The following is a 22,668-nucleotide window of genomic DNA, read 5'->3' on the forward strand; positions in this document are numbered from 1 at the left end:
TCGCCGCGACCCGGGCCTTGGGTCCCGAGGGTGCCAGATCATCCTGAGTGGCAGGACGAAACGACCTATCTAGTTCTCCTGCTCCGGATCGTCCTCGTTCTCCGGGTTCGGCAGGTATTCGCGCAGGATCGTCGACTCCGCCGTCTGCCGGGCCGTGTTGCGTTGCCGGTAATTCTTCAGGAAGTCCCCGCTCGGCGGGTCCTCGCTCGTGTGCTGCTCGGTCAGCGCGCTCGCCAGGTGGTCGATCTCGAAGGCCATCTGCTCGCCCAGCTCGGTAAAGTAGGTCTGGGGATCGGTGATCTGCGCGTACCGGTCGGGCAGCCATCGGCGCCAATGCGTCATCGCTTTGGCTCCGTACTGGTTCATGGGTCTCCTCCTCACCGCCAGTATGACCCGGATCGGTGAACCCGTGTGGTGTCTTCTCGTGCGGTGTCATCGTGTCGTCTCCCCCGTTTTCGCGTATGGCTCACCGTCTGGTGGTTCGTGGTCTTGCCCGAGCGGTGTCATGACGGGGGAATGACGGGTGGGGCTACACCCCGAGAAAGGTCCGACCGGGCTGGTCAGCACGGTCAGGTGCGGGTCGAGGTGGTCGCGCAGATACGTCGAGAGCCATCCCGGCTCGCCGGACTCGGCGAGGTCGCCGTAGGCCCAGTACAGGGCGGTGAAGCGTTCGATCGCGTCGTGGTGGCACCACCACGTCCGGCACCAGCGCAGCCCGCCGCCCTCGCCGCTGGTGGTCATCTTGCGCACCAACGGTGCGATCTGTTCGCCCACCCATGCGTACAGCTGCTCCTGGGTCGGGCGGGGAGGCTGCTTTTTCTGGCGCTGGCTGCCCTTTTTCCGCGCAGCGCTCGGTTCCTGCTCGGCCACGTGGTCGGTCTTCGTGTGTGACGGGGACGTGGCCGGGACCGGTGGCTCGGGCGGGCTGGGTTGAGTGCGCAGGTGGTGGGTAAGCGCGCTAAGGGATTCCTCCAGGTCGTCGTGCCAGCTCAACATGGTCTCGTGGCGCTTGTGCTGCTCGTTGAGTCGTTGATGAACAAAGAAGATGTCCGCGGACAGCCCATCGAGCTGAACTTGCATCGCGGCCAGGAGATCGCTGGGTTCCGGGTGTGCTGGTTCGGGTGGTTCAGTCACCGCGGCCTCCTTCGCGCAGGTGCGCGGCCACGGGGTTGTCCGGTCCGAGGTAGTCGATCGCGGCCTGTTTGACCTGTTCGGTCGCGGCGCGCGCGTGCCCGGCGATGTCCTGGTCCTCGTCGGGCTCGGCGTACCAGGGGTGCAGCGTCAGCAGTCCGGGTCGGCGACCGCTGGTGAACAACAACGCCTTCGAGCGATCCAGGGCGGCGATGTCGGCCGCGGTGAGGATGCGTTCGGTACGCAGGGACCGCGAGGACGAGTGGCCTCCCGCGGAGTAGCTGGTCGAGGTCTCCTCGACCTTGTGATCACCGACCAGGCGGGAGAGGTCTTCGGCGAAATCCGGATCCGCGAGCCCCGCGCCGACGGTCTTGATGGTGGCCGCGGACCAGAGGGCGTCGAAACCTTCGCGCCCCCAGGTGGCGCGGCCCTGTTCGCGGGACTGGAGCACGACGGTGACCGAAAGCCCCATCGAGCCGAACCACGACATCCACGATGGCAATTCCGGGAGCCGGACGATATTGGCGCACTCGTCGAGTGGCAGCGTGACGACTGGGTCGAGTCGGCCGCCCTGGGCGGTGGCGGCATGTACCGAGACCTGGATGAGTTCCCCGATCAGCGCGGCGACGATCGGGCGCCCGGACCCTTCCCCTTCGCGGGAAAGCAGATACAGGCTCGGGTGCCGCGCGCCGGGCGGGGTGAGCAGCTGCCAAAGGTCGAGCTTGGCAATGGGCTCGATACGGTCTGGTGGGTGTTCCCAGGTATCGGGTGGTGTGACCCACCGCAGCAGTGCCTCACTGTCCAAACAGGACACCGCGGTCGACACGCCTTCGTAGATGCCGCCGCGGGTTTCGACCGGCAGCTCCAGGGTGGAGCGCAGTGAGGCCGCTTGTGCGGGGAATCCGCCGCGTTCCAGATGCGCGGCGGGTTCGTCGCTTCGGGTCGCGATCCACAGAACGACGTCGCGCAGCGTGTAGCCGCCGCACGCGGCGGCGAGCAGGAGTTGGCGCAGTGTTTTCGCCGCGGCCGGGGTGAAGAACGGGTCGGCCCGGTTGGTTCCGCCGCTGGCGTTGGCGCCGACTTCGCGCATGAAGTATCCCGCCATCCGCGCCGCGGATTCCACGTCGACCACGTGCACGAGCGGGTCCCACCACCAGGACTGCTCCTGATAGGTCAAATGCTGGGCATCGAACGTGAACACCGGCCCGACCCGCGAGCGCAACGCGGCGGTCAGCAGCCACACGTCGGGTTTGTTGCTTGTGGCGATCACCGGTCCGGGCGCAGCCAGGATCTCCGGGACGACCTTCGCGGAGGTCTTGTTCGAGCGCGGCCCGCAAAGGACCACTTCGACGTCCTCCAGGGACTTGAACAGCAGGCGTCCTTGGATCGAGCCGAGCCGCGCCCCGATCCGGCGCACATCGATTTCCTTGCTGGGTGTGTTGGCCAGCGAGGGGGCCAGACCTTGCGCGCGTTTCGTGACGGCGGGCTGCTGGAGTTCGGTGAAGCCACGCTGATGGGTCAGCGCCCGCTGTCCGTCCGGGACGCGTTTAGTGCGCACGGCTACGGCTGCGATCACGACACCCAGCGCGGCCAGGGTGGCGGCTTCGAACCCGCAGACGGTCCAGAACCACGCCGGGGACCCATGTGGCCCGATCAGTCCTGGCATGCCGTGCTCGCGCAGAGCATCAGGCACGTGCGCGACACCGGGCACCAGCCAGCCGGGTTGCGCACCGGCCTGCGCGGCCAGCCACATGCCCGCGTCGACGAGGACGATCAGGCCGAAGATCCCGCAGATCACCCATGGAAGCACCGGAGCCGATGTCCCCGCGTGTCGTCGTGCGTTGGGATTTCCCCCAGACATTGCTATTCCCCCAGTTCTGTTGGCTATTCCTCGCGGGTGTGGTGGCCTGTGAAGGCGCGGTCGGTGTCGTAGAGCTCGATTTCGCGGGGCATCAGCCGCATCCGCACCGGAAGTCCGGCCCGTTCCCCGGCTTTGATGAGCACGAGTCCGCGTCCGGGATGGCGATGCCCCGGCACCCAGGTGCCCGCCGACTGCCAGCTGGTCAGCAGCTCGGCCTCCCGGTTGGACAGTCCGACGGTCACCGCGCGCAGCTCGCTTGACGGGAGCCCGCCGTACACGTGGATCGCGCAGCGCGCGGCGATCCCTCGTGCTTTCGCGCGATCAGCGGCGCTGGGCAAGGCTTCGAGGTCATCCATGGAGTGCGTCAGGTAGACGCTCGCGACGCCCTTGTGCCGGTTCAACCGGGTCATCCGGTCCGATTTCTCCACCAAGCCCGGGCCGGTGCGCAGGGCGCGCCATGCCTCGTCCTGGATCCAGCACAGGTTTCGGCCCGCACCGGCTTGGCGGGCTTCGATCATCCCGGAGCCCCACGCCCACGAGCACAGCATCGCCGCGGCGACGACCTCATCGGTTTCCTCGTCGAGCACCGAGATATCCAGGCTTGTCGCGGCCGCGTCGGTGTCCAGCCCAACCGTGGATTTCCTATCGAACAGGCCACGCAGGGGTCCCTCACACAGAAGATCGAGGCAAGCCAGGACATCGCGGAACAGCTCGAAGTAGCGCTGTTCCTCGCGACCGACCCGGGCGGTGTCCAGGAGTTCGCTGGTGGGGGTGTTCAAGATGGCGCGCACCTGCGGGATGGTGGGCTGCCCGTCCAGGGTTTCCGCGGTCGCGATATCCAGCGCGCGAGAAAGGACGGCGCGCTCGGTGGGCGTCGGGTTACGCCCCAACTCCAGCAGGAGAAGCCCCTCCAGAAGCGCGGATTGGCGGGCGCGAATCGATTCGCGCACTGCCTGCCTGCGCGCGGACGATACCGAATCGAGGCTTGCCGCCAGCGGGCCGGGATCCAGGGGATTGACCGCGTGCTGCCCGCGTCCGATGGTGATCACCCGTCCGCCCAGGTTGCGGATCAACGCGGTGTACTCGCCCTTGACATCGGCCGGGACGAACAGCGACCAGCCGAACGCGACCAGCCCGGTGCCGAGCCTCTTGGCGAACGCGGACTTTCCCACGCCCGGTTGTGCTTGCACCCAAAGACCCGTGTTCGATACGAGTCCTTCGCGCAGCCAGTCCCCGGGATGCAGCCCAACCGGTTCGTGAGTGTGCAGGTCGTGCCCGATCGGCACGCCACGCACCCGCGATCCCGAGCCGCCGACGAACGGGAACAGGCCAGCCATCTGGCTGGTTGTCGCCTGCCAGAGCTGTCCCGCGCCCACGTAGGGTTCGCGGCCACCTCCCGGCACGGCCCAGCCGCGCGCAGGCGGCACCGGGAGCGCGCGGAGCTCGGCGAGCGGATCCTGCGGTGTCGGGGCTGCCTCGGCCGCGACGTCGGTCAGACGCAGGATTCGCCCGGCCTGGTCGGTGGCCAGGGTTTCGGCGGTGCTGAACGCCTCGATGTGGGTCATCGTTGCCACTTCCCACGTCGCGACAGCTCGGGCGGATACACCCCGACCCCGAGCGAGGCCGCGAACCCGGCTGATTGCCAGCCGGTGCAGCGACGCAACCGGAGTTTTGCGTTGCGGGCACGGGATTCCAGGTCCGCGATCGCGTCCGGCAGCTGGCGGGGGTCCTCGACGGTCGTGGTGACATAGACACCGTCGACCTCGACCCCGGCACCGGCTGCTTCTTCCTCGGCTGCCTGGCGTGCGCGTGCCTCGTCGGCGCGTTCGCGGGCGGACTCGTCGAGGCCTCGGCGACGGCGAAGTTCCCGGCGGAACGCGCTTCCCGATGCCTCGCGCGCCACGATGTCTCCGGCCACATCAGCCGGATACACCTGGCTGGTCCAGGTGACACGACGGTGATAGCGCCCCGGTGTCAGCAACGGGGCCAAGACGTTCGAGGTGACGTTCTGCTTCGGTAGGGCGACCAGTGCCCAGGACACCGACCAGCCCGAATCGTGGTGATAGAACTCGTCCGCGGTTTCGGCGACGACCGGTCCCGCATCCGCCCACGCCAACAGTTCATCCTGTTCGACCAGCTTGGACAGATCGGCGCGGCTGGCCGGGTCGTAGGCGGCGCGCAGCCAGTGTGTCATCTGCGCGGGTGTCGCCCGACCCAGCAGGGCAACACCGCACAGCGGCAGATCGGCCTCCAAACCCGATAATGCTCGGGATACTTCAGCAACCCTGCCCGCATCATCCGTGGGCGCCGGATGAGCGTGTGCGGGCTGGAAAGTCAGGTTGACGCGCACGCTGATGTCCGCGGTCGAGCCCCGATGCGCATCGGCGACTTCGGTCATCATCTCCCGCGCCGCGGCGGGAGCACTGGTGTCGAGGCGATCGGCGACGTAATCAGCGAGCTCGGTGGCCTGCGAGGGCGCGGACTCGACGGTGACCGACATCCACTCCACGGTCGGTTCGTAGCCGAGCGAGGCTTTCCACTGCGCCCACGCGCCGATCCAGGAGTCCGTGCGCTCCTGGTCAGCCAGCACGGTTCCCACGGGCGCGACTCGAATACACGCGGTCAAGCGGCCGGTTCGCCGGTCCCATAGGAGCCCGTACTCGCGGCCCACACCGTCACGGGTCGACAACGGCATGGTCGGTGCCAGCGCCCCGGGAAGTTCGCCGCGCCGCGGATGCCGCGTGAACACCCCGGACTCCCAGTCGGCATGCCCGCGGCGGCGGGCCCACCCGGTACGCACCCGCAACACCATCGCCGCGCCCAGCGATACCCCGAGGCGTCGGTGTGGAATCACGGCCAACCCGGCCAAGGGCAGCGTGATCACCAGGACCACGAGCACGATCACCAGCGGCAAGCCCGCGGTCGCGGTGATGACCCAGACCACCAGTGGGACCAGCACCGCGACGAACACCGCCAGGGTCTGGGCTTCGGACAATCTCCCGAGCCCGAATCCCCGGCGTGGGCGCCATCCTCCGTAGGTCCGCAGTTGTCCCATCGCTCCTCCCCAATCCGTGTCAGGACTCATCCGGTGGCTTCGTCGCATCAGTGACCGCGCCCTTCGCGCGCTGAGCCTGTTCGCGAGCGACCTGTCCCGCGGCCACAGCCGCACCCACCGGCCCCGCCGCGCCAGCCGCTCCATTAGCTGCCGCACCACCCGTCGCCGAACCCGCGACCCCTCCAGAACCGGCGCCCGCCGCATCCGCCGCACCATCAGGTGCGCCCCCACCAGCACCAGAAGGCACCGGCATCGGGCGGGTCGGTGGTCCTTGCGAATCGTCGTCACCAGCGTCACCAGTCGTCGTGCTCTCAGATGTGCCCGAGGATGGCGTTCGTCCTTGGCCGCTCGATCCGGCACCGCCCGGCGCTTCGGCTCCTCCAGCACTTTGACTGCCCGGGCCTTGGTTGGCAGGTCCGACCTCGGTCGTCCCTCCGGAGGTGTCGGCTCCCTCGGGGCTGTTCGAGCCGGGGCCGTTGCGGTTCATGAACCCGGCGAAGCCCGCGCCGCTCATCATGTTCGCCGCGGCACCGACAGCCATGGCTCCGCCCCCAGAGCCAGCCGAGGAGGGCACGAGTTTCTGTCCTCCCCAGTCGAAAAACCGCAACATCGTCGGCATGCAGAGCACACCGAGCGCCATCGTGGCCATCCCCACCAGAATCTCCGAGAGCCCCTGTCCTTCGCCCATCAGCAGAAACCCCATGGAGAACACGATCGCGGACAGCGGCTGATACAGCAGCAGCGATAGACACCAGGACAGCACCTTGCGAAGCCACGGCTTCGTGGATTCGTTCAACTGGCCCGCGGCCGCGGTCGGCAGCAGCGCCAGCAGCAGGATGACCGCGCCGATACGGAAGAAACCGAGAATCCATTGGATAAGCGCGAGCACCCACAGCACCAACGAGAACAGCAGTACCAGCGCCGGAGCGGCCAGCGACATTCCGATCAGCGCACCGGACATGCCGTCGGCGAACTTCTTGATGCTTTCGTCCAGAACCATTGAGGACAAGGCGATCCCGGCTTCGTTGATCGTCACCGCCAGTGTGGTCCCCATGGTCGACCAGCCCAGGAACGACAGCAGTCCCAAGCCTGTGTTGACCAAAGGCTCGGGTTTGCGCTTCATCATCAGTTGGGTGCCCTGCCACATGACACTGCCGACCAGCACCGAAATGCCCACGTACATCAGCAAACTGTGCATTGTGTTGATCGCGGGTGATTTCAGCATGGAGGACCTGTCTGCCTCGGTCCACCATTTGACCGCGCGGGTCAGCATCCAGGTAGCCGCCTCCACAAAGGAGCGAGCCAGAGACGCGAACCAATTGGTGACCTGACAGCCGATATCGAGCAGCCCGGGGCACGGCAACAAAGGGGGTGGTTTGGGTGGTGTTGGCATAGTTATTGGCCTCCCTTGGCCCTAGCGCCAACCGCGGATCACGCGGCAACCGCGTCGGATTTGCGGGTCACCGCGCTGCTTCGGCGCTGCTCGCTGCCGCAGGTGTTGATTGTCGGCAGGACGCCGGAGTTTCATTGGGTCAGCCATCCCACGAGTGATGCCGCACCGAGGATGACTGCGATGCCACCGAAAACCCACGGGATTCCCATGGCTCCCTCGACAGCGGCGTTGTTGCGGTTGCGTCGTCCGATCGCCATCATCGCGCCTGCCGCGATCATTGCCCCCACGGCACCAACCAGACCGCCCCACTTCAGCAGCCCCAAAACCAGATTGACCGCGTGCCCCAGTTTTCCCGGCGGATCCCCAACATCTGGGTCCGGCGGTTTCCACTGGTGCATCACGACGATCGCGGTATGCCATAAAAAGCTCACGAAAAATTCCCCCCAGAAATTCATTCACAAATTGGTTGCTGTGATCACCCCGTGGACGCGTCGATCAGCTTCACGTCGAGCTGTGGGCCAATCCGCCGGGGCACCTCGGGGTGCGCCTCTGACGATGTGCCAGTGCTCGCCAGCGAGGGCCACATCGACTGCAACGCGGCCGGAAACCGCCCCAGAACCGTGTTCACCGACTTCGGCACCAGCTGCCCGGGCGGTGTCTGCATCGCGACCCATTCCCGCACGTGCTCAATGTCCAGGCGCGCCGCCACATACGGAGCCGCCTGGCGCAGCCAAGCCCGAGGATCGGCAGGCACCGCACCGGGAATGGTCTGCATCACGATCAGCACCGGCGGTCGAGGGCACGCGGACAGCGCGCCCGCCAGCCGTGCGGTCGACGACGCAGTCACCGAGGTCACCAGCACGTCGACCGAGGGCACCATTCCCGGGAACCGTCCGCAGTCGCGAACCGGCAACCCGAACCGTCGCCACAACAACCGCGCACAGGTCGAGGTTCCTACACCGCCTGCGACACCAGCGACGCGCAGCTCTCGTCCCCCCGACAACACATCACCCCCGAACGACACCGAACCATCCACACCAACAAGACCGGTGGACTACTTCTCTTCTACCGCTGCGATCGCGCCGTGGTGGCGAATCTCGGCCGACATTCCCCAAACCCGCATTCCTGTCATCAATCGACCTGATCGCGGTCGCTGTCCACCTCGCCGGAACGGCATCCATACGGGGAACACCCGTCCAGGTCACCGCGCTGCGCGTGCGCACTCGCATTGCACGTAACCCGGTCGATCGATGCCTGATCCAGTGGCAGCCATGAACGGCGCAGATACGCCATGCCCCGCAGCGGAGCACCGCGGCGTTGCCATGTCGGATCGCGCGATCGAAGACCACAGCGTTAGCACATTCAGAAGGACGATCGTCGCGCAGCTTGCGCCAAGCCTCGTTGCCGTCAACAGGGCAACCGATACACTCCGAGCGCGGCACCGACGTCCAACCGTGGTCTCAAAGCCACCGATTGCAGTCGGCCCTCGACATTCCCAGCTCGACCAGCAGGTAGCGGGGACCGGCGTAGTGAACATCGAGCCGATTGCGAACACGCCCGATCTCATCGACGGAAAAACAGATCCACTGCTCGGCCCACACGCCCTTCGATACTCGTTGTGGATGCGGATAGCCCAGCAAACCGCGAACTGTCGCCTGATGGGCTTCAACGCATATTCGCCAGTGCATATCTGCACTTCTGCTGACCTGACGCGTAGGGGCGTGGTTTCGGAACTTGGTGGTGAGCGTTTGGTAGATCGCTGACCCCCTTGGGGTGATCGGCTCCGCGCCCGCGCCGTAGGCGTAACGGTCACCGGCTGGTAGCGCCCGTAGTAGGCTCCCTGCGGGTCGAGTGAGTCCGAGCGGGAGGCGCGATGGGTTCCAAGTTCACCGACGGTGAGCAACGGTGGCGGGCTCGATTGGGGACGCTCCGGCAGGTGGTTCGGCAGGAACTCGTCGGTCGGCAGTTGGCGAACTATCTCCTGGACTCTCCACCCTTGACGGTTCTGGACGTAGGGTGTGGCCAGGGAACTCAGACTCTGCGCCTGGCGCGGTGGGGACATCACGTCACCGGCTTCGACTCCTCGCCCACGCTCCTGGCGGACCTTCAGCGAGTGTTGGCGGACGAGCCGGGCAAGGTCAGGGAGCGTGTGCGGACTGTTGAGCACGACGCCCACGATCTGGCGGCCTTGTTCGAGCCGAGGAGCTTCGACGTGGTGCTGTGCCACGGTGTCCTGATGTACTTCCCCGACCCGGAGCCACTGCTGGCCGGTCTTGAGAGGCTGATAGCGAAGCATGGCATCCTCTCCTTGCTTGTCCGCAACGGCGACGGGTTGGCAATGCGCCCAGGCCTGCTCGGCGACTGGACGACCACGTCGCGAGCGTTCGACGAGTCGTCGTATGACAACCGGATCGGTGTGTCCGCCCGTGCTGACCGTTTCGACGCCCTGGCCGCATCGCTCTCCGATCAGGGAATGAGAATTCGTGCGTGGTATGGCGTTCGAGTGTTCACCGACACGGTCGCAGATGAAGCTGCGGTCCCCGACGAACAGGAACTCCTTGCGTTGCTGGCTTGCGAGGAACGCGCCGGAGCCACCGATCCGTATCGCCGTGTGGCTTCCTTGACGCACGTGATCGCCGAGCGTGCCTAGCGTTTCCGCTGTCACGATCCGCCTTCCGTCTGCGCAGCGGATGGCAAACCGAGGTCGACGGCTGGTCCGAAAGCGCCGCTGGGTGTCAGTCGACGTTGATGCAGACAACTGAGCACGATTCGTGCTCAGATCTTGGGATCGGTCTGGGTTCAGTATGAAAAATGGGACTGAGGCATAGCGCCTGCAACCGTCGATCGCGTCCTTGCGGAGGTTGCCTGTCGTGACGCGAAACAGGGGAACGTGTGCGGTATCCAGTTCACTGGCGAGCTGATCGAGGTGTTGAATTACCGAGCGCGGCTCCCCCTGTGTGTCCGCAAAAATCGCAGCGTCCGGTCGCGGTAGCCTCCCGTAGCACGCCATCAACGCCAGGGTCGCTGATTGTACTCCCGCCCCCAAGGAGAGCACCGCGAGTGCTGGATTGGAATCCATTTCTCCCCCATTCAATAATGACGCGCGCAGGTCCGAGCTCGATTCGCGATCGCGCGACGGTGGCGTTGAGGGGCGGCCGACCCCCAGGTCCCGCCGCCCCTCAACTCCGTGACTCGAACCCCACGCGTTCGAGCCGGTCCCTGTGTTAGCCGGTCACGGCGACGTGGCCGCGATGCGGAGCTGGTGCCGGAGCTGGCGTAGTCACCCGTTCGTCGCTGGTGTCACTGTGGCTGCTTGTCTTCGTGTGCCGGCTCGGGTGAGTGCTGGTGTGGTGACCGCTGTGGTGCCCGCTGTGCAGTCCGGAATCCTGGGATGCATGGCGTTGGCACGACACGGATCCGAAGCGCACGGTCTGCGCGACCCGCCCGCGGGTGTCGGTGATGGTGGCGGAAATCCCGGTCGTAGAGGGTCCTCCATCCTTGCCGTAGTCCACGTGCATGGTGGGCGTGCTTTCGACTTTGCGCCCATGTTTGACGTGAGTGACTCCTTGCCGACATGTAACGTGTACGGATCCCAGTGATTTGCCACCGACGGTGAGATTGTCCACGGAGGCGTCGGCCCAGCCCCGTCCGCGACCGGTATGAATACCGGTCGCTTTGTAGCTGCCGGACTTCCCCGACGCGTCACCGTGACCCGCATGGCCGTGGTCGATACCGCTGCCGTCCACGCCGGTCACCGTCGACGCTGGTCGCACGTTGCTCGTGGAGGAGTCTGAAGTTGCGTTCGCGGTCATGGAGATTCCCGCGGCGAACAGGCTCGCGAGCAGTGTCCCGGCAAGGAGATGGTCCGCGGTTTTTGTTCGGTTGTTGATGGGCATTTCTGATTCCCTTTCATCCTTGTTACTTGATCAGCACTGGGGTGCCGATCGGGATCTGCGTGGCGAGTTGGTTGAGCGCGTCGGGTGGGATGCGGATGCAGCCATCGCTGGTGGAAGCGGCGTAGACGTGCGCGTTGGGCCAGGTGTGGATTCCCACGGTCCCCGGGCCATCGGAGTAGTGCGTGTAGACGTTGGAGTGGGTTCCCAGTGGGAGGATCAGGCGCGAGAATCGGGGATGAGTTTCGCGAACATCGGCGAGGATGAACGTCCACCCCGAAGGTGTCGGGCTGGACGGTTTGCCGACGCCGATCCGCCAACGCCCGGCAGGATGCTGGTCCCGGGTGAGCTGCATCGTGAAGCGGGCACGGTCCACGGTGATCCGGTACGGGCTGTGCGCTTCGTGGAGGTGTGGATCGGGTTGGTAGAGCCAGGCGCTGGAGTTGTTCGGGCGGGTGGGGAGCAGTACACGTACCCATTCGGGCTGGGTGTCGATGACCGGAAGCCAGGTCGGCGAGCTGAACTGGCCCGGTGGGATCACGGTATTCGGCCCTCCGCCGGGGGTGGCGTAGCCGATCGTGTCGCGGTCCGGGTGGATGACGGTTCCGGTGGGCTTCGCGCTCGGGGTGCCTGCCGCGGCTGTGGTGATGGTGTCGAATGTGGTCGCGCGCGGAAGCTCTGCGCGTTGGTGTTCGGAGACCTCCATGGGCGCTGGGATGGTGGCGTCCTGCATCGGTGCCGGGTGCAGGGTCGTGTCGTTCGGGCTGGTTGTGACGCTGGTGTGCAGGGTCCAGCTGGTGAGGGTGATGATGGCGAGGACGGCCACGCACACGGCCAGCAGGTACCACCACCGGGAACGTGTGTCGTTGTTGTGGCTGTGCTGGGCGTCCGACTGCGGAGGAGACGCTGCGGGTGCCTGGCCGTCCTCGGAACGCATGAGAACCACCTCCTTTCGCTCTGGCAACGGGATTCTGTGGGGGAAGGGGTGAAGCGGCGCTTTGGGGATTCGCAAGGTCGCGCCGCTTCACCCCCTGGGGCGGGACGCGTTGACGGAGGGGCGTCCCGCGGTCGGTGGGCTATTTGCCGAGCGTGGTGATGAAGCCGCTGTTGGGGGTGCCGAGGCCGGTCACCGTGTCCCAGCCGGGCCCGCTTTGCAGTGTCTGGGGCTTGGTGTCGGTGTCGATGAGGTAGTCACCGCGTTCGGTGGGGACATCGACGTAGCCGAACTGGGCCATGCCCGGGGTGTAGATGCCCGCCTGGTGCGGCGTGACGTCGTCGAGTCCGGCCTTGCCCATGTTGTAGAGCGCGGGGTTGAGGAACCCGAGTCGGTCGAGGTGTGCCTGGGTCTGGGCGTCAGCGGCCATTCCCGCGATCAGCGGGGACGCGAGCGAGGTTCCTCCGGTGGCGACGGTGGCGAATCCCTGTTCGGTCGTGTAGCCGACGCCCATGCCGGTGTAGGCGTCCGCCAGCGCCGATACGTCGGGGAAGGCTCGGTGTCCCGCGGCTGCGCTGTCCGGAATCGCCTTACGCTGATAGTCGGGCTCCTCGTAGACGCCGGACATACCGCCGCCCGCGCCGCCAGCGAACGCACCGTCTTTGTCCTGCTGCGGGCTCCAGCGGCCGCCGTTGAGGGTGTTGCCCGCGGATTCCCATCCGGTGGTGAACCGCTTGGTGTTCTTCGCGTCGAGCGCAACTGTTGTACCGCCGACCGCGGTGACCCAGGGGTTCGAGGCGGGGAAAGTCGCGGTGGCCTTGCCGTTGACGCCGGAGTTGTCTCCGGAGTCGCCGCTGGAGAACAGCAGCGACTGTCCCTGTGCCGCAGCTTGTACGGTGATTTGGCCGAGCGCGTCGCGGGTGGCTGCGGGGATCTGGGTTTCGTTCGGGGACAGCCAGGAGTTGTTGATGATCGAGACGTGGTTCGCCGCGACCGCGTTGTTCAGCGCTTCATATAGTCCGGTGCAGTCTTTGCCGCCGTAGTAGGTGATGTGCGCATCGGGGGCCATGGTGTGCACGGCCTGGACGTCGAGGGCCTGTTCACCGGTCCAGCTGTCCTTGCTACCGCACTGTGGATTCGAGACGTAGCCGCTTTTGGGTGGCACCGTGTTGTACTGGTCGCCGCGCAGCTGCGGTGCACCGAACTGCGTGGCCGCACGATTGGCATCCGCGACGGTAGTCGGGGAATCGTAGGCGCCGACGATCCCAACCTTGGCGCCCTTGCCGGTCTGCGAATCCTTGAGCCCGTACATGTCGCGCAGCTGCTTATAGTTGTAGCCGCAGATCGCATTGGACTGGTCACCGTGCCCGTACTTCTGTGGCACCGCGGTATTGTTCGCTTGCCCCCAGTACTTCGCGCACTGTTGTCCGGGCCCGGCTGCGGTGCTGGTGCTGGGTCCGTGTGCGGACTGGGTGACCGCGCGTTCGCTGTCATCCAGGCCAAGGACTGTGCGGATCGAGGTCCGCAGGGCTGTAGGGACCGAGATAGGTGCACCCGGTGCGGTCAACTGCTCGGCGCGGCCGTGCTGATCGATGTGGTGGTAGGTATGCAGGCGCGTCCCGAACGCGTGCTCCAGTGTGCCGACGTTGGCGGTGACGTCGAGGAACTGGCGGTTGCTCGACTGCCCGTCGACCGTCACCCCCTGGTCGCGCAACCAGTGCGCGACACGGTTGACCGTCTCTGTACTCGGCGCGAACCGGTCGCGGAACTGGTCCGCGGAAAACGGGTGCCGATACTGAGGTGTTCCGGGTGTGGAGACAGCCTTCGCCATCCGCGCGGCGCCCTGTGGGTCTCGCAACGCTAACGCGACGTGGACGTGTCGGACCTGGCCGGTATCGATGGTTCCGGATTGCGCTGCCGCAGTGGCCCATCCGGGCGTGGTTCCCGCGATGGGCGCCCGAGTTGTGTTCGCGGTGTTCTCGGCGAGGGCGGGGGTGGCAATCAACCCAGCCAGGACCGCGCCTCCAGCTACCAACCCGACGGCCGTTCGTGCGCGCTTGGACATACAGAACTCCCCATAGATGAAATGGAATGAATATAATGCGCTACCGAATATCGCCCGACGTTAAACGCGTGGACAACACAGAAACCAAACGAATTCGGCAGGAAAAGTATCCGGAAACTAACTCCAGAGAGGTTGCTTTACGTCACCTCCTCCCATTCGTCACCTACCTTGGTGATCTCGGAGATCAGCGACGCGGTTTGGTCGTGGAGGTCAGCGAGGCGATTGCGACGGACTTCCCCTCCGACAAGCCGAGACAGATCGGCGAGGTACCGTGACAGACTCATGGGACCACGCACCAGTCGATGCGACTCGGAACAGCGGTGGCGCAGATCGACTATCTCTCGGACGGACTTGTTGTGCAGGCTTCGGATTTCGTTTTGGAGCGCGAAAGCCCTTTCCTGCAACGCCTCGATCAGGCCACGGATGAAGACATGCTGTTCCTCGGTAATCTGACGCGGAGCGTTCAGACCCTCAAACGCCTCATAGTACTCGGAGGCTTCCATAAGAGATCCCCATTCTTGCGTTGATGCGGATTCCCGATGACCGTTGGCGACAGATCATCAGCCGAGACTCGGGCTGGCAGGACGACTGCGGAGAAGTCCTGCCAGCCCTCGCCTCCCATGGATCGGCACGCACTACCCCCGTCTCCCAGTGCTGATCCATCCCCCCAGGGGAACCAACGGTTGTCACGGACGCATCCGTTCCCAAACCCGTTGGGGCTCAAGCAATCGACTGTACCGATCCTCTGTCAGCAGAGACAGGGCCGATCACCACAATCGATGGCACTACAACCAACCAGAGCAGAACCTCAACTCCGATTTCGTTGCATACCCCGGACTCTAGCCACCAGCCCAACGAAGTCAATTCACAGTTTCACTTATGGCGCAAGTCACGATAGGTTGGCGACAGTCGAGACACAGGAGGTCCAGAAAATGACTGACGCCGCCAATACCAGGGCCAGAGGACAGGTACTCGATAATCTGTTCAGTCACGTACTGCCCGACCCTGCCAACCGGTCAGGTCGCGGCAGGTATCGCTACACCAACGAGGAGTTGGCCGCGTTCATCCGAGAGCACACCGCCAGCAGCTGCTCGCCCCAATACATCTCGCAACTACGCAAGGCCGACCGGTTGACCGGGGTTCCCCACGACAAGCTCGAAGCAATGGCCGGGTTCTTCGACGTTCCGGCCGCGGTGTTCTTCGGCGACGACAATCTCGCGGAGTCCGTGCTCGCTCAGATTCGACTGCGAGCACGAATTGCCGACGGCACCGTTGATGCACGCGAGGTGCGGCGGCACCTGCGAACCGTGGCCGCCGAGCTGACCGCCTACGCCGACGGCCTGGATGAAGAGAAGCCCTGACAGCGCACACCGAAAGTTCCGAGCCTCGCCCGGCTTCTGCCGTATATACCCATCCGTCTGACCTATCGTCACTCTTTCGTGTAGTACCAGTTGGCAACACGCCCACGGCGCGTGACGACCATCTATCTTGACGAGTGACAACATATTGTCGTCGTGGTCTTGTGAGTTCGCCGGGACCACCCGCGCCTGTGAAGCCGTCCGGGTCGCGAGCAGACGGATCGCCAATCCGGCGCGCCGTCGATAACGGTGACCAACAAATGTTCCCCGCCGGATGTTGACCTCGGGCTGGGGATGCTCATCGATGTTCGTGGGGTGGAGCGCCGATCGGTGCTCGCTCCATGGATGGGGAGGTTTCATGCGCTCAATACCACCGGCGGACACTGCCAGCTTGGCTGGTCTTGTTCATAGGCTTGGGATCGAGCAGACGCATACGAATGATCCGCGCCGTCAGGCCGAGACCCTGGTGGAGTTTCTTCGCCGCGGCGACTTCGAGCTGTTCATGTTGCTCATGCCAGAGCTGAGCCCGTCATCCATCCGGGCCGCTGCCCTACAAGGGGACCGCAAACACTACCGCACCTAGGGCCCACCGCGGGCCCGTTCCCACACCACGTGCGGCTGCTCAACCGGGCGGCCGCATAAATTCCGAATTCATTCTGGGGGACACCTATGTCTGCACACGCGATTCCGGCACGCCTACTACATCCGCGCACGAAGGGATGGCTGATTTTCCTTGTTGTCGCAACAACTCTACTCACCACACTGCTCGGGTCCGGTTCGGCCAGCGCTGCATCGCGGTCGACATGTTCCGATGTCATGGTTCCAGTCGCCTATCAGGGCAAGGCCGGTTCGGTGTATGGCCGGTACTGCACTCCCACCGAACCAACGAAAGCGATCACCGTCGCGATCCATGGCGCGACCTACGATCACCACTACTGGTCCGGAATCGGTTCCAGCCCGGACATTCAGCAACAGCTGGCGAACTCCGGGCAAGCCAGCCTTGCGATCGACCGTCCAGGACACGCGCGCTCGACGCCGATCGCACCCGGCGAACTCACCAGCACCGCTGAAGCCGACACCATCCACCAGGTACTCACCGCGGTGCGATCCGGGGCCTTGGGGCATCAACGCTATTCGGACGTGACCCTGCTCGGGCACAGCCTGGGGAGCGCGATTTCACTGCTCACCCAGGTGCGCCACCCGGGCGATGCGTCCCGGTTGGTACTGACCGGGTGGAGCGATCGGCTTTCCCCGGACGTTCTGGTGCGGCTTTTCCTGACCCAGCTGCATCCCGCGACTCTGGACCCGCAGCTCCGACACACGATGCACGACCTCCTGGCGCTGACCACGCACCCCGGCGTGCGGTACTCGCTGTTCGGCTCGCCCCGTGAAGCAGCAGACACGGTCTCCGGCGACGAGAAGACCAAGGACTGGGTCAGCGTCAGCGAAGTGCTCGACGCCGTCCTCGGCGCGTTCTCGACCATGCACACCCACGAAATTTCGTTGCCCACCATGGTCATCAACGGCAGCGCGGACCAGATCTTCTGCACCGGATTGCTCCAACACCACTGCACCAATGCCAACCACCTTCACTCGGACCTCAAGGCGAGCTTCGCACCCGGAACACCGCTGTCGACGTGGGTTCTTCCCGGGGCGGGTCATTCGATCCAGCTGGACCGGACTGCGCCGAAGTATGTCGACGCGATGCTGGAGTGGATGAAGCAGAACCCGGTGCACTGAGTCGTCGTGGGGGCGCTAGCCAGATCGGCGTCCCCACGACCTTGGTCCACCGGTCAAGCCGGTTGATCAGCGCGGTGGCTCGTGTTCGATGGCTGTCGCTGCAGCGCCCGGGAAATTTCCACCATCTCGTGCACTGCGTCGGCCCAGCTCTGGCCGCGCAGCAGAGCGGGGCCGACCGGGTGGCTTCCGTCCGCCTCGGCGTGTTCGGCAGCAGACACGAGCTGCTGTGCGCGCCGATCGAAATCCGCGTCATCGAATTCGTCAGCGTTCTCGATGTGCGGCGAGATCCGGACGAGGCCGTCGAAGCACTCCACAACACGGCGAGTGTAGGCCAGGTGCGCTCCCGCGGGCAGTATCTGCATCCAACGGCTGCTCGGCGCGCTCCTCCAGTCGTGCGTGGACGGGAACGCACGGTGCAGCAGCTGCCACAAGGGTTCGAGCGCGCGATAGCTGCTTCGGCAGTGATGCCAGTACCGGACCTTGCGTGCCACGATGACCAGACCGATCACGAGCAAGCCGAGCACGAAGATCGTGCCGGATACCGATTGCCCGAAGTCAGCGACACGCGCCAACGACGCCGGATACACCCCGGTCTGCATGAACACGCGCACGACGCACAGCGCGACGTCATCGACAACAAGCAGTGCCAGCCCCGCGATCGCAATCGCGATTCCGATAGTCTGGACCCGTGCGGTCCGACGAGCCAGACGAGCGGCTTCCCAGATCGCGAACACGCACCCGATCGCCGAGTAGGCACGGGGCGCCAAAGGATCGTGTACCGCCTTCGGCAGACCCGGCATATCGGCCGGGGTAGTAGTCGGCAGCACAATAACGAGAACGATGGCGACGAGGAACAGGCCCGATTGCGGAAGCAGGTAGTTACGGGCATTGTCGCGAGCCGCGAGCGCGAAGCCTACGACCGCACCGAAAACAACCGCCATCAGCACCATGCTCTGCCATCGCGGTGAGATCTGTGCCGTCGCCGAACCGACCGCGGCGACAAAGAAGATCGCCACGAAGATCCCCAAGATTCGGTTGCGCGGGTTCCCAAGCCACCGGATTCCCAGCCAGATAAACCCGATCCAGGAGACCGCCACGAAGACGATCGAGGGCACGCTCATCGAATGGCCAGCTTCCCCAAGACCGCCGCATCGAACTCACGAACCGTGGCATCCGAAGGTGGTGCCACCTGCATGACCCGCTGGTCCCACAAGCCGATCATGTCAGCGAAGGCCTCGGCTTCATGCTCGTGCGCTTCGTCGTAGCAGGACCGACGCAATACAGCTTGAATGAAGCTCGCCGGTACCGCCGGGAAGATCGTTTGCAGTGCCTCGCGGTCCACCTCGTCGCTGGTGTGCTCCAGCAGCACGTGCCCGAGCTCATGCAGCAGAATCGTCCGTTGGTGCGCAGGAACAGTTGCCGACTGATACAGAATCCAGTCCTCGTCATAGCTGAGCCAGAGCCCGAACACGTCGGTGCGCAACGGATAGGCGACGAACCTCAGGGGCTTTCCCCTGCGCTTCTCGATAGCCTGCCTCAGCTGTTCAAAATCAAGGGGCGGATGCACACCGAGACGTTCGAGCTCAGTACGGCACCAGCGCGCCAGCTTTCGCCTGTGCTGCCTCTCGTTCGACTCCACGCCCGGCTACTCCGTTCCCTTCCGCCTACCGTGCCGTTCCTGCTGACGAAGCTGCTCAACGTGCTCCATCGCTTCCAGCAGCCCCTCGGGGGATAGCTTGTCCGCACGCCCGGCCACCGTCTGGAGGCGACTGTCGCGAATCTTTGCCAGTACTTTCAGCTGCGCAGCAATCGAACGAGCTTCATCTTCCTCCACGAACCACGAAATGCTCACCTCAAAGAACTGCGCCAAAATACTCGCATTCTTAAGACTCGGGTTTCGACTGTTCCCCTCACGGAGGTTGTAGATCCCGACGCGGCTCAGCGGGTTCCCCTGCGCGGCACACCAATCGGATACTTCCTGGTTCGTGTATTCACGACCATCAGGGTGCCGCTTAAGATGGAAGAGCAAGTTCAGCAATACCGAGAATGGCGGCCCCTCAGACTCGGCTGCCGTTTCATCACCGGCTGCCATCATGCCACCTCCCTCACACCGGACGCCAAGGTACGACAGACGCTTCGTTAAGTCTAGTTACAGTACGACGGTCCACACGATCGCACTCACCCGCACGGGGGAAGTGCCATATAGCCCCTTGCCGCTGTCGTTAAGTACACTTACATTGCAGGTCAGCGTGCGCTATATCGCGCACCGCAACCGGCAGTACACGGACTGAACGCGCCAGTAGGTTGCATGGCGGAGGTTGTGCGGCACAGTGCGTAGCAGGTTGTTGGGAGGGAGTTCATGTCGTCTAATGACGCCATCTTGGGGAGTTGTTGCGGCACCTGTGGACAGATCGTTGGCATCGACAGCCGCACCGGCGTGCTCAACTGGGAAGCCTGGGAACGCCGGGCAAAACGTCTTCTGGACAAAACCTTCGGCCCGGTGGCGCTGCTATTTTGCGACGTCGATAATTTCAAGACCGTCAACGATACGCTCGGCCACCAAACTGGCGATTCCCTCCTGCGTTCAATCGCTTTCGGAATTCAGCAGGTTACCCGGCTCAACGACCTCGTCGGCCGATACGGGGGCGACGAATTCGTCGCACTGCTTCTCGGCGACGACAATGGCACCGCCGTCGCCCACCGAATACTCCAGCAGCTGCGCCGAGTATCGGTGTGCCCACCGGGCACAGAGCACGAAGATCTCATCAGCAGTGCCTCGGTATCCATCGGTGTGGCCACCCGCACGATATCCGAGCTGACCTCGCTGGACGACTTGATCCAACGCGCAGACTCCGCGATGTATCAGGCCAAGCACGCCGGCGGCAACCAGGTCGCACCAACACCGGACAGGCCAACACAGACAAGGGAGGCACGACCACAACAAGTTCACCAGAAAATATAGGGCGCAGCTGAATCTGATCGTTCACCGGACACCGTAGAACCAGGTCGGTGCCACGACTCGTCGCCAGTCATCAGGGGGCTGTCATGACGGCGATGAGCATAGAGCCCGAGGGCGCTTCACAGGAGAGCAGGGGGAATGACAACCTACGGAACGTCGCCGAAGCGTGTCCCCAGTCCGGGGCGAAAGCCGTACCGTCACGCCGGACGATGGATCCTCACCGATACCAGACCCGCCGTCCTTGCCATCGGACGCCGTGGTTGCCCCGGCAACACCCCACGGTCTCTGGACGCGCTCGCCCGCCGCTTGCTCGTCCCCCAAATCAGGGCAGCGGTCGCCCTGCAGCACCCAACGGCGAAGACGGTGCATCATGCGGGGGAACCATGGACGGTGCACGTGCTTCCGATACATAGCCCTCATTCTCGAACCATAATCGGCGCACTGGCCTGCTATACCCCAGCTACCAGTCCACCGCCGCCACCGCCGAAGATCGGCGTCTGGGAAGCGTTCAACACCGATGATCCACGCACACCCATCCACGTTGAATGGTCCAACAGCCTGTACGACCGACACCACCTTCCCCGGCCCAACCCGCGCGGACTCGCGCCCTTTTGGACCTGGCTGGAGGAATACGTGCTGCCGACCGAACAGCTCGACACGCTGGACCGCCTCACCACCTCCTACCAGCAGCAGAAGCCACTGATCACACACACCGCAAACGTCCGCAGCGCCCACGGGCACATCGACACGGTGCAAATTTCCGCGATCACCACCCGCAACCGTGCAGGGAAACTGGTCCAATGCGGCCTCATCACCACCGTAGACGCCGACCCTGCCGACCATCGCGACGCAACCAACTCAGTCGTCAACGCCATGTTCACACTGTCCGACGATCCGATGTGTGTCATCGACGCGCACCATGACCACATGGTTCTTACTTCCGTTCGGATGCGGGATGTCGGGATCGACCTACACCAAACGCGCTATCTCCCCGAACTCTGTCACCCCGACGACCTCACCGCTCTGCGCCGATATCTCCAGGGATCCCGTGGCATACCACCAGACCCCAACACCGCACTTCCGCCAGCAACGCGCCCCGTCCTGATCCGTCTGAGCAGCGGCAATAGCTGGAAACCGCTCCACATCAGCGGTGTACCGGTCCCGAGCACATCGGCACACTTACTCTGCCGCGCCCGCCCAACCGAGAACCACCAGCCTTGATCAGCGAACAATGACGTCCAACCCTATGACCCATGTTGCGGGGCAGGAGGTTGACTACACGTGTCTCACACGATGGGTTTGGCGGCCTGGCTCCTTCGACGCCAGTCCGACGGCGTGACGTTCCGGGCGCGTTTGAAGGCAACACTGAACGCGAAGGGGTCTTGATATCCGACGTTTTTGGCGACCCTGGCGATCGGCGTATTGGTGTCCCGTAGCTGATCGGCGGCGATCGTCATCCGCCATGTTGTGAGGTATGAGATCGGGGGTTCACCGACGACGTCGGTGAACCGCGCAGCAAATGCGGCGCGGGACATGCCGATCTTGGCTGCCAAGGCACCGACTGTCCATGGATGTTGGAGATTCTCGTGTAGGAGGAAGAGTGCATCGCCGATGTCGGGATCGGTCAGGGCTTGACACCAGGCTGGCAGGCTCGCATCGCCGTGCGTGATCCACTCCCGGAGTGCGACAACGAGGAGTAGGTCGAGGAGACGGCGCAGGACGGCGTCTTGACCGGGTTTGGTCAGGCGAGCTTCGGCTGTGATCAACTTGAGTATCTGCGCGGTCCTCGCTCCAGCGGGCACGACCGCGAGTTCTGGGAGCATCTCCAGGAGGCGATCTGCGACATCGCCGGTGAGTTGGTAGGTGCCACGAATCATGATCGAGGCTCCCGGCGAATCAGCGCCATAGGTGCGCGCGGCAACCGCGGCGTGGTCGGGCGACACTTCGCCTTCACCTGCGAGGTACTTGCGTCCGTTGCGGATGACGTACTGTTCTGGCGTGTCCGGGCTGTCGGCGATTGTGTAGTGCTCGATCCGGGTGATGAGTGCCACGTCCTCGACGTCGAGTGACCTGGCCACCTTGGTGTCGTCGAGTCGGACGACGGCCGACCCACGTAACACGGTCACCAGGGTGAGCGATGGCGCGTCACTATAGGTCATCGACCACGGCGGCGGGTGGATGAGTTGCCGCACCTGCGCGCCCTCGGCTTGCGCGCGGAAGAGAAGGTCGCTGAGAACGTCCATGCTCCAACCTTAAGACGCCTGCAAAGGAATCTTCGA

General features: G+C 64.6%; 22 protein-coding genes. 6 read left to right on the top strand and 16 right to left on the bottom strand.

The features are described from left to right. Positions 1–69 precede the first annotated feature (69 nt). The 8 genes from A37U_RS48455 to A37U_RS44655 form a co-directional block, all read right to left on the bottom strand. On the bottom strand, positions 70–366 hold the full coding sequence (locus A37U_RS48455; protein ID WP_020498855.1) for a hypothetical protein: 297 nt from the start codon (positions 364–366) through the stop codon (positions 70–72). A 66-nt stretch (positions 367–432) separates the two neighbouring features. After that, a complete protein-coding gene (locus A37U_RS48460; RefSeq protein WP_240437641.1) occupies positions 433–1,134 on the bottom strand; it encodes a DUF4913 domain-containing protein in 702 nt (233 codons plus the stop codon). Then, complete coding sequence (locus A37U_RS0122085; protein WP_240437642.1) at positions 1,127–2,941, bottom strand: type IV secretory system conjugative DNA transfer family protein; 1,815 nt, start codon at positions 2,939–2,941, stop codon at positions 1,127–1,129. The genes A37U_RS48460 and A37U_RS0122085 overlap by 8 nt, the downstream gene beginning before the upstream one ends. Before the next feature lie 74 nt (positions 2,942–3,015). Beyond that, positions 3,016–4,557, bottom strand: coding sequence for a hypothetical protein (locus tag A37U_RS0122090; protein ID WP_020498858.1), 1,542 nt, complete (start codon positions 4,555–4,557; stop codon positions 3,016–3,018). After that, a complete protein-coding gene (locus tag A37U_RS0122095) occupies positions 4,554–6,047 on the bottom strand; it encodes an SCO6880 family protein (RefSeq protein WP_020498859.1) in 1,494 nt (497 codons plus the stop codon). The genes A37U_RS0122090 and A37U_RS0122095 overlap by 4 nt, the downstream gene beginning before the upstream one ends. Positions 6,048–6,066: 19 nt before the next feature. Next, the gene (locus A37U_RS44650; RefSeq protein WP_157182970.1) at positions 6,067–7,440 is read right to left on the bottom strand and encodes a hypothetical protein; all 1,374 of its coding nucleotides are present in this window, start codon (positions 7,438–7,440) and stop codon (positions 6,067–6,069) included. Between the two features lie 131 nt (positions 7,441–7,571). Beyond that, positions 7,572–7,895 (bottom strand): hypothetical protein, encoded by a 324-nt coding sequence (locus A37U_RS0122105; protein ID WP_020498861.1) that lies wholly within the window; start codon positions 7,893–7,895, stop codon positions 7,572–7,574. Positions 7,896–7,915: 20 nt separating this feature from the next. Then, the gene (locus A37U_RS44655) at positions 7,916–8,320 is read right to left on the bottom strand and encodes a hypothetical protein (RefSeq protein WP_020498862.1); all 405 of its coding nucleotides are present in this window, start codon (positions 8,318–8,320) and stop codon (positions 7,916–7,918) included. Between the two features lie 391 nt (positions 8,321–8,711). Here A37U_RS44655 and A37U_RS51785 point away from each other — a divergent pair, with 391 nt between their 5' ends. Together A37U_RS51785 and A37U_RS0122125 are read left to right on the top strand one after the other, a co-directional pair. Further along, complete coding sequence (locus tag A37U_RS51785; RefSeq protein WP_157182971.1) at positions 8,712–9,203, top strand: hypothetical protein; 492 nt, start codon at positions 8,712–8,714, stop codon at positions 9,201–9,203. A 110-nt stretch (positions 9,204–9,313) separates the two neighbouring features. Continuing rightward, entirely contained in the window at positions 9,314–10,090 is a 777-nt protein-coding gene (locus A37U_RS0122125) for a class I SAM-dependent methyltransferase (protein WP_020498863.1), read from the top strand. A 574-nt stretch (positions 10,091–10,664) separates the two neighbouring features. Here A37U_RS0122125 and A37U_RS0122130 read toward each other — a convergent pair. The 4 genes from A37U_RS0122130 to A37U_RS0122145 all read right to left on the bottom strand — a co-directional run bounded on the left by A37U_RS0122130 (position 10,665) and on the right by A37U_RS0122145 (position 14,835). Further along, positions 10,665–11,336: a hypothetical protein gene (locus tag A37U_RS0122130; protein ID WP_020498864.1), complete on the bottom strand. Its 672-nt coding sequence runs from the start codon at positions 11,334–11,336 to the stop codon at positions 10,665–10,667. A 22-nt stretch (positions 11,337–11,358) separates the two neighbouring features. Continuing rightward, a complete protein-coding gene (locus A37U_RS44665; protein ID WP_020498865.1) occupies positions 11,359–12,270 on the bottom strand; it encodes a L,D-transpeptidase in 912 nt (303 codons plus the stop codon). Between the two features lie 139 nt (positions 12,271–12,409). Next, a complete protein-coding gene (locus A37U_RS0122140) occupies positions 12,410–14,302 on the bottom strand; it encodes a S53 family peptidase (protein ID WP_420806254.1) in 1,893 nt (630 codons plus the stop codon). Between the two features lie 167 nt (positions 14,303–14,469). Further along, entirely contained in the window at positions 14,470–14,835 is a 366-nt protein-coding gene (locus tag A37U_RS0122145) for a hypothetical protein (RefSeq protein ID WP_020498867.1), read from the bottom strand. 429 nt (positions 14,836–15,264) lie between these two features. On the opposite strand from A37U_RS0122145, the gene A37U_RS0122150 reads away from it, so the two are divergent. Both A37U_RS0122150 and A37U_RS0122160 read left to right on the top strand, forming a co-directional pair. Beyond that, the gene (locus tag A37U_RS0122150) at positions 15,265–15,693 is read left to right on the top strand and encodes a hypothetical protein (RefSeq protein WP_157182972.1); all 429 of its coding nucleotides are present in this window, start codon (positions 15,265–15,267) and stop codon (positions 15,691–15,693) included. Positions 15,694–16,506: 813 nt separating this feature from the next. After that, positions 16,507–17,430 carry an alpha/beta hydrolase gene (locus A37U_RS0122160; protein WP_020498870.1) on the top strand — a complete coding sequence of 308 codons (924 nt, stop codon included), beginning with the start codon at positions 16,507–16,509 and terminating at the stop codon, positions 17,428–17,430. A gap of 53 nt (positions 17,431–17,483) precedes the next feature. Here A37U_RS0122160 and A37U_RS0122165 read toward each other — a convergent pair whose 3' ends face one another. The 3 genes from A37U_RS0122165 to A37U_RS44675 are packed head-to-tail and all read right to left on the bottom strand — an operon-like array spanning position 17,484 to position 19,525. Further along, complete coding sequence (locus A37U_RS0122165) at positions 17,484–18,551, bottom strand: MAB_1171c family putative transporter (protein ID WP_020498871.1); 1,068 nt, start codon at positions 18,549–18,551, stop codon at positions 17,484–17,486. Beyond that, positions 18,548–19,069: an ImmA/IrrE family metallo-endopeptidase gene (locus A37U_RS44670; protein WP_020498872.1), complete on the bottom strand. Its 522-nt coding sequence runs from the start codon at positions 19,067–19,069 to the stop codon at positions 18,548–18,550. Before A37U_RS44670 ends, A37U_RS0122165 begins: the two co-directional genes overlap by 4 nt. 6 nt (positions 19,070–19,075) lie before the next feature. After that, a complete protein-coding gene (locus A37U_RS44675) occupies positions 19,076–19,525 on the bottom strand; it encodes a hypothetical protein (protein WP_020498873.1) in 450 nt (149 codons plus the stop codon). Positions 19,526–19,789: 264 nt separating this feature from the next. Between A37U_RS44675 and A37U_RS49945 the strand changes: the two genes are divergently transcribed. Together A37U_RS49945 and A37U_RS51790 are read left to right on the top strand one after the other, a co-directional pair. Then, positions 19,790–20,392: a GGDEF domain-containing protein gene (locus A37U_RS49945; RefSeq protein WP_083933736.1), complete on the top strand. Its 603-nt coding sequence runs from the start codon at positions 19,790–19,792 to the stop codon at positions 20,390–20,392. Between the two features lie 135 nt (positions 20,393–20,527). Continuing rightward, positions 20,528–21,610: a hypothetical protein gene (locus tag A37U_RS51790; RefSeq protein ID WP_157182973.1), complete on the top strand. Its 1,083-nt coding sequence runs from the start codon at positions 20,528–20,530 to the stop codon at positions 21,608–21,610. 65 nt (positions 21,611–21,675) lie between these two features. Here A37U_RS51790 and A37U_RS0122190 read toward each other — a convergent pair whose 3' ends face one another. Continuing rightward, on the bottom strand, positions 21,676–22,632 hold the full coding sequence (locus A37U_RS0122190) for an AraC family transcriptional regulator (RefSeq protein WP_020497035.1): 957 nt from the start codon (positions 22,630–22,632) through the stop codon (positions 21,676–21,678). Positions 22,633–22,668 lie beyond the last annotated feature (36 nt).

The organism is Sciscionella marina DSM 45152, assembly GCF_000379465.1.
Classification (GTDB): domain Bacteria; phylum Actinomycetota; class Actinomycetes; order Mycobacteriales; family Pseudonocardiaceae; genus Sciscionella; species Sciscionella marina.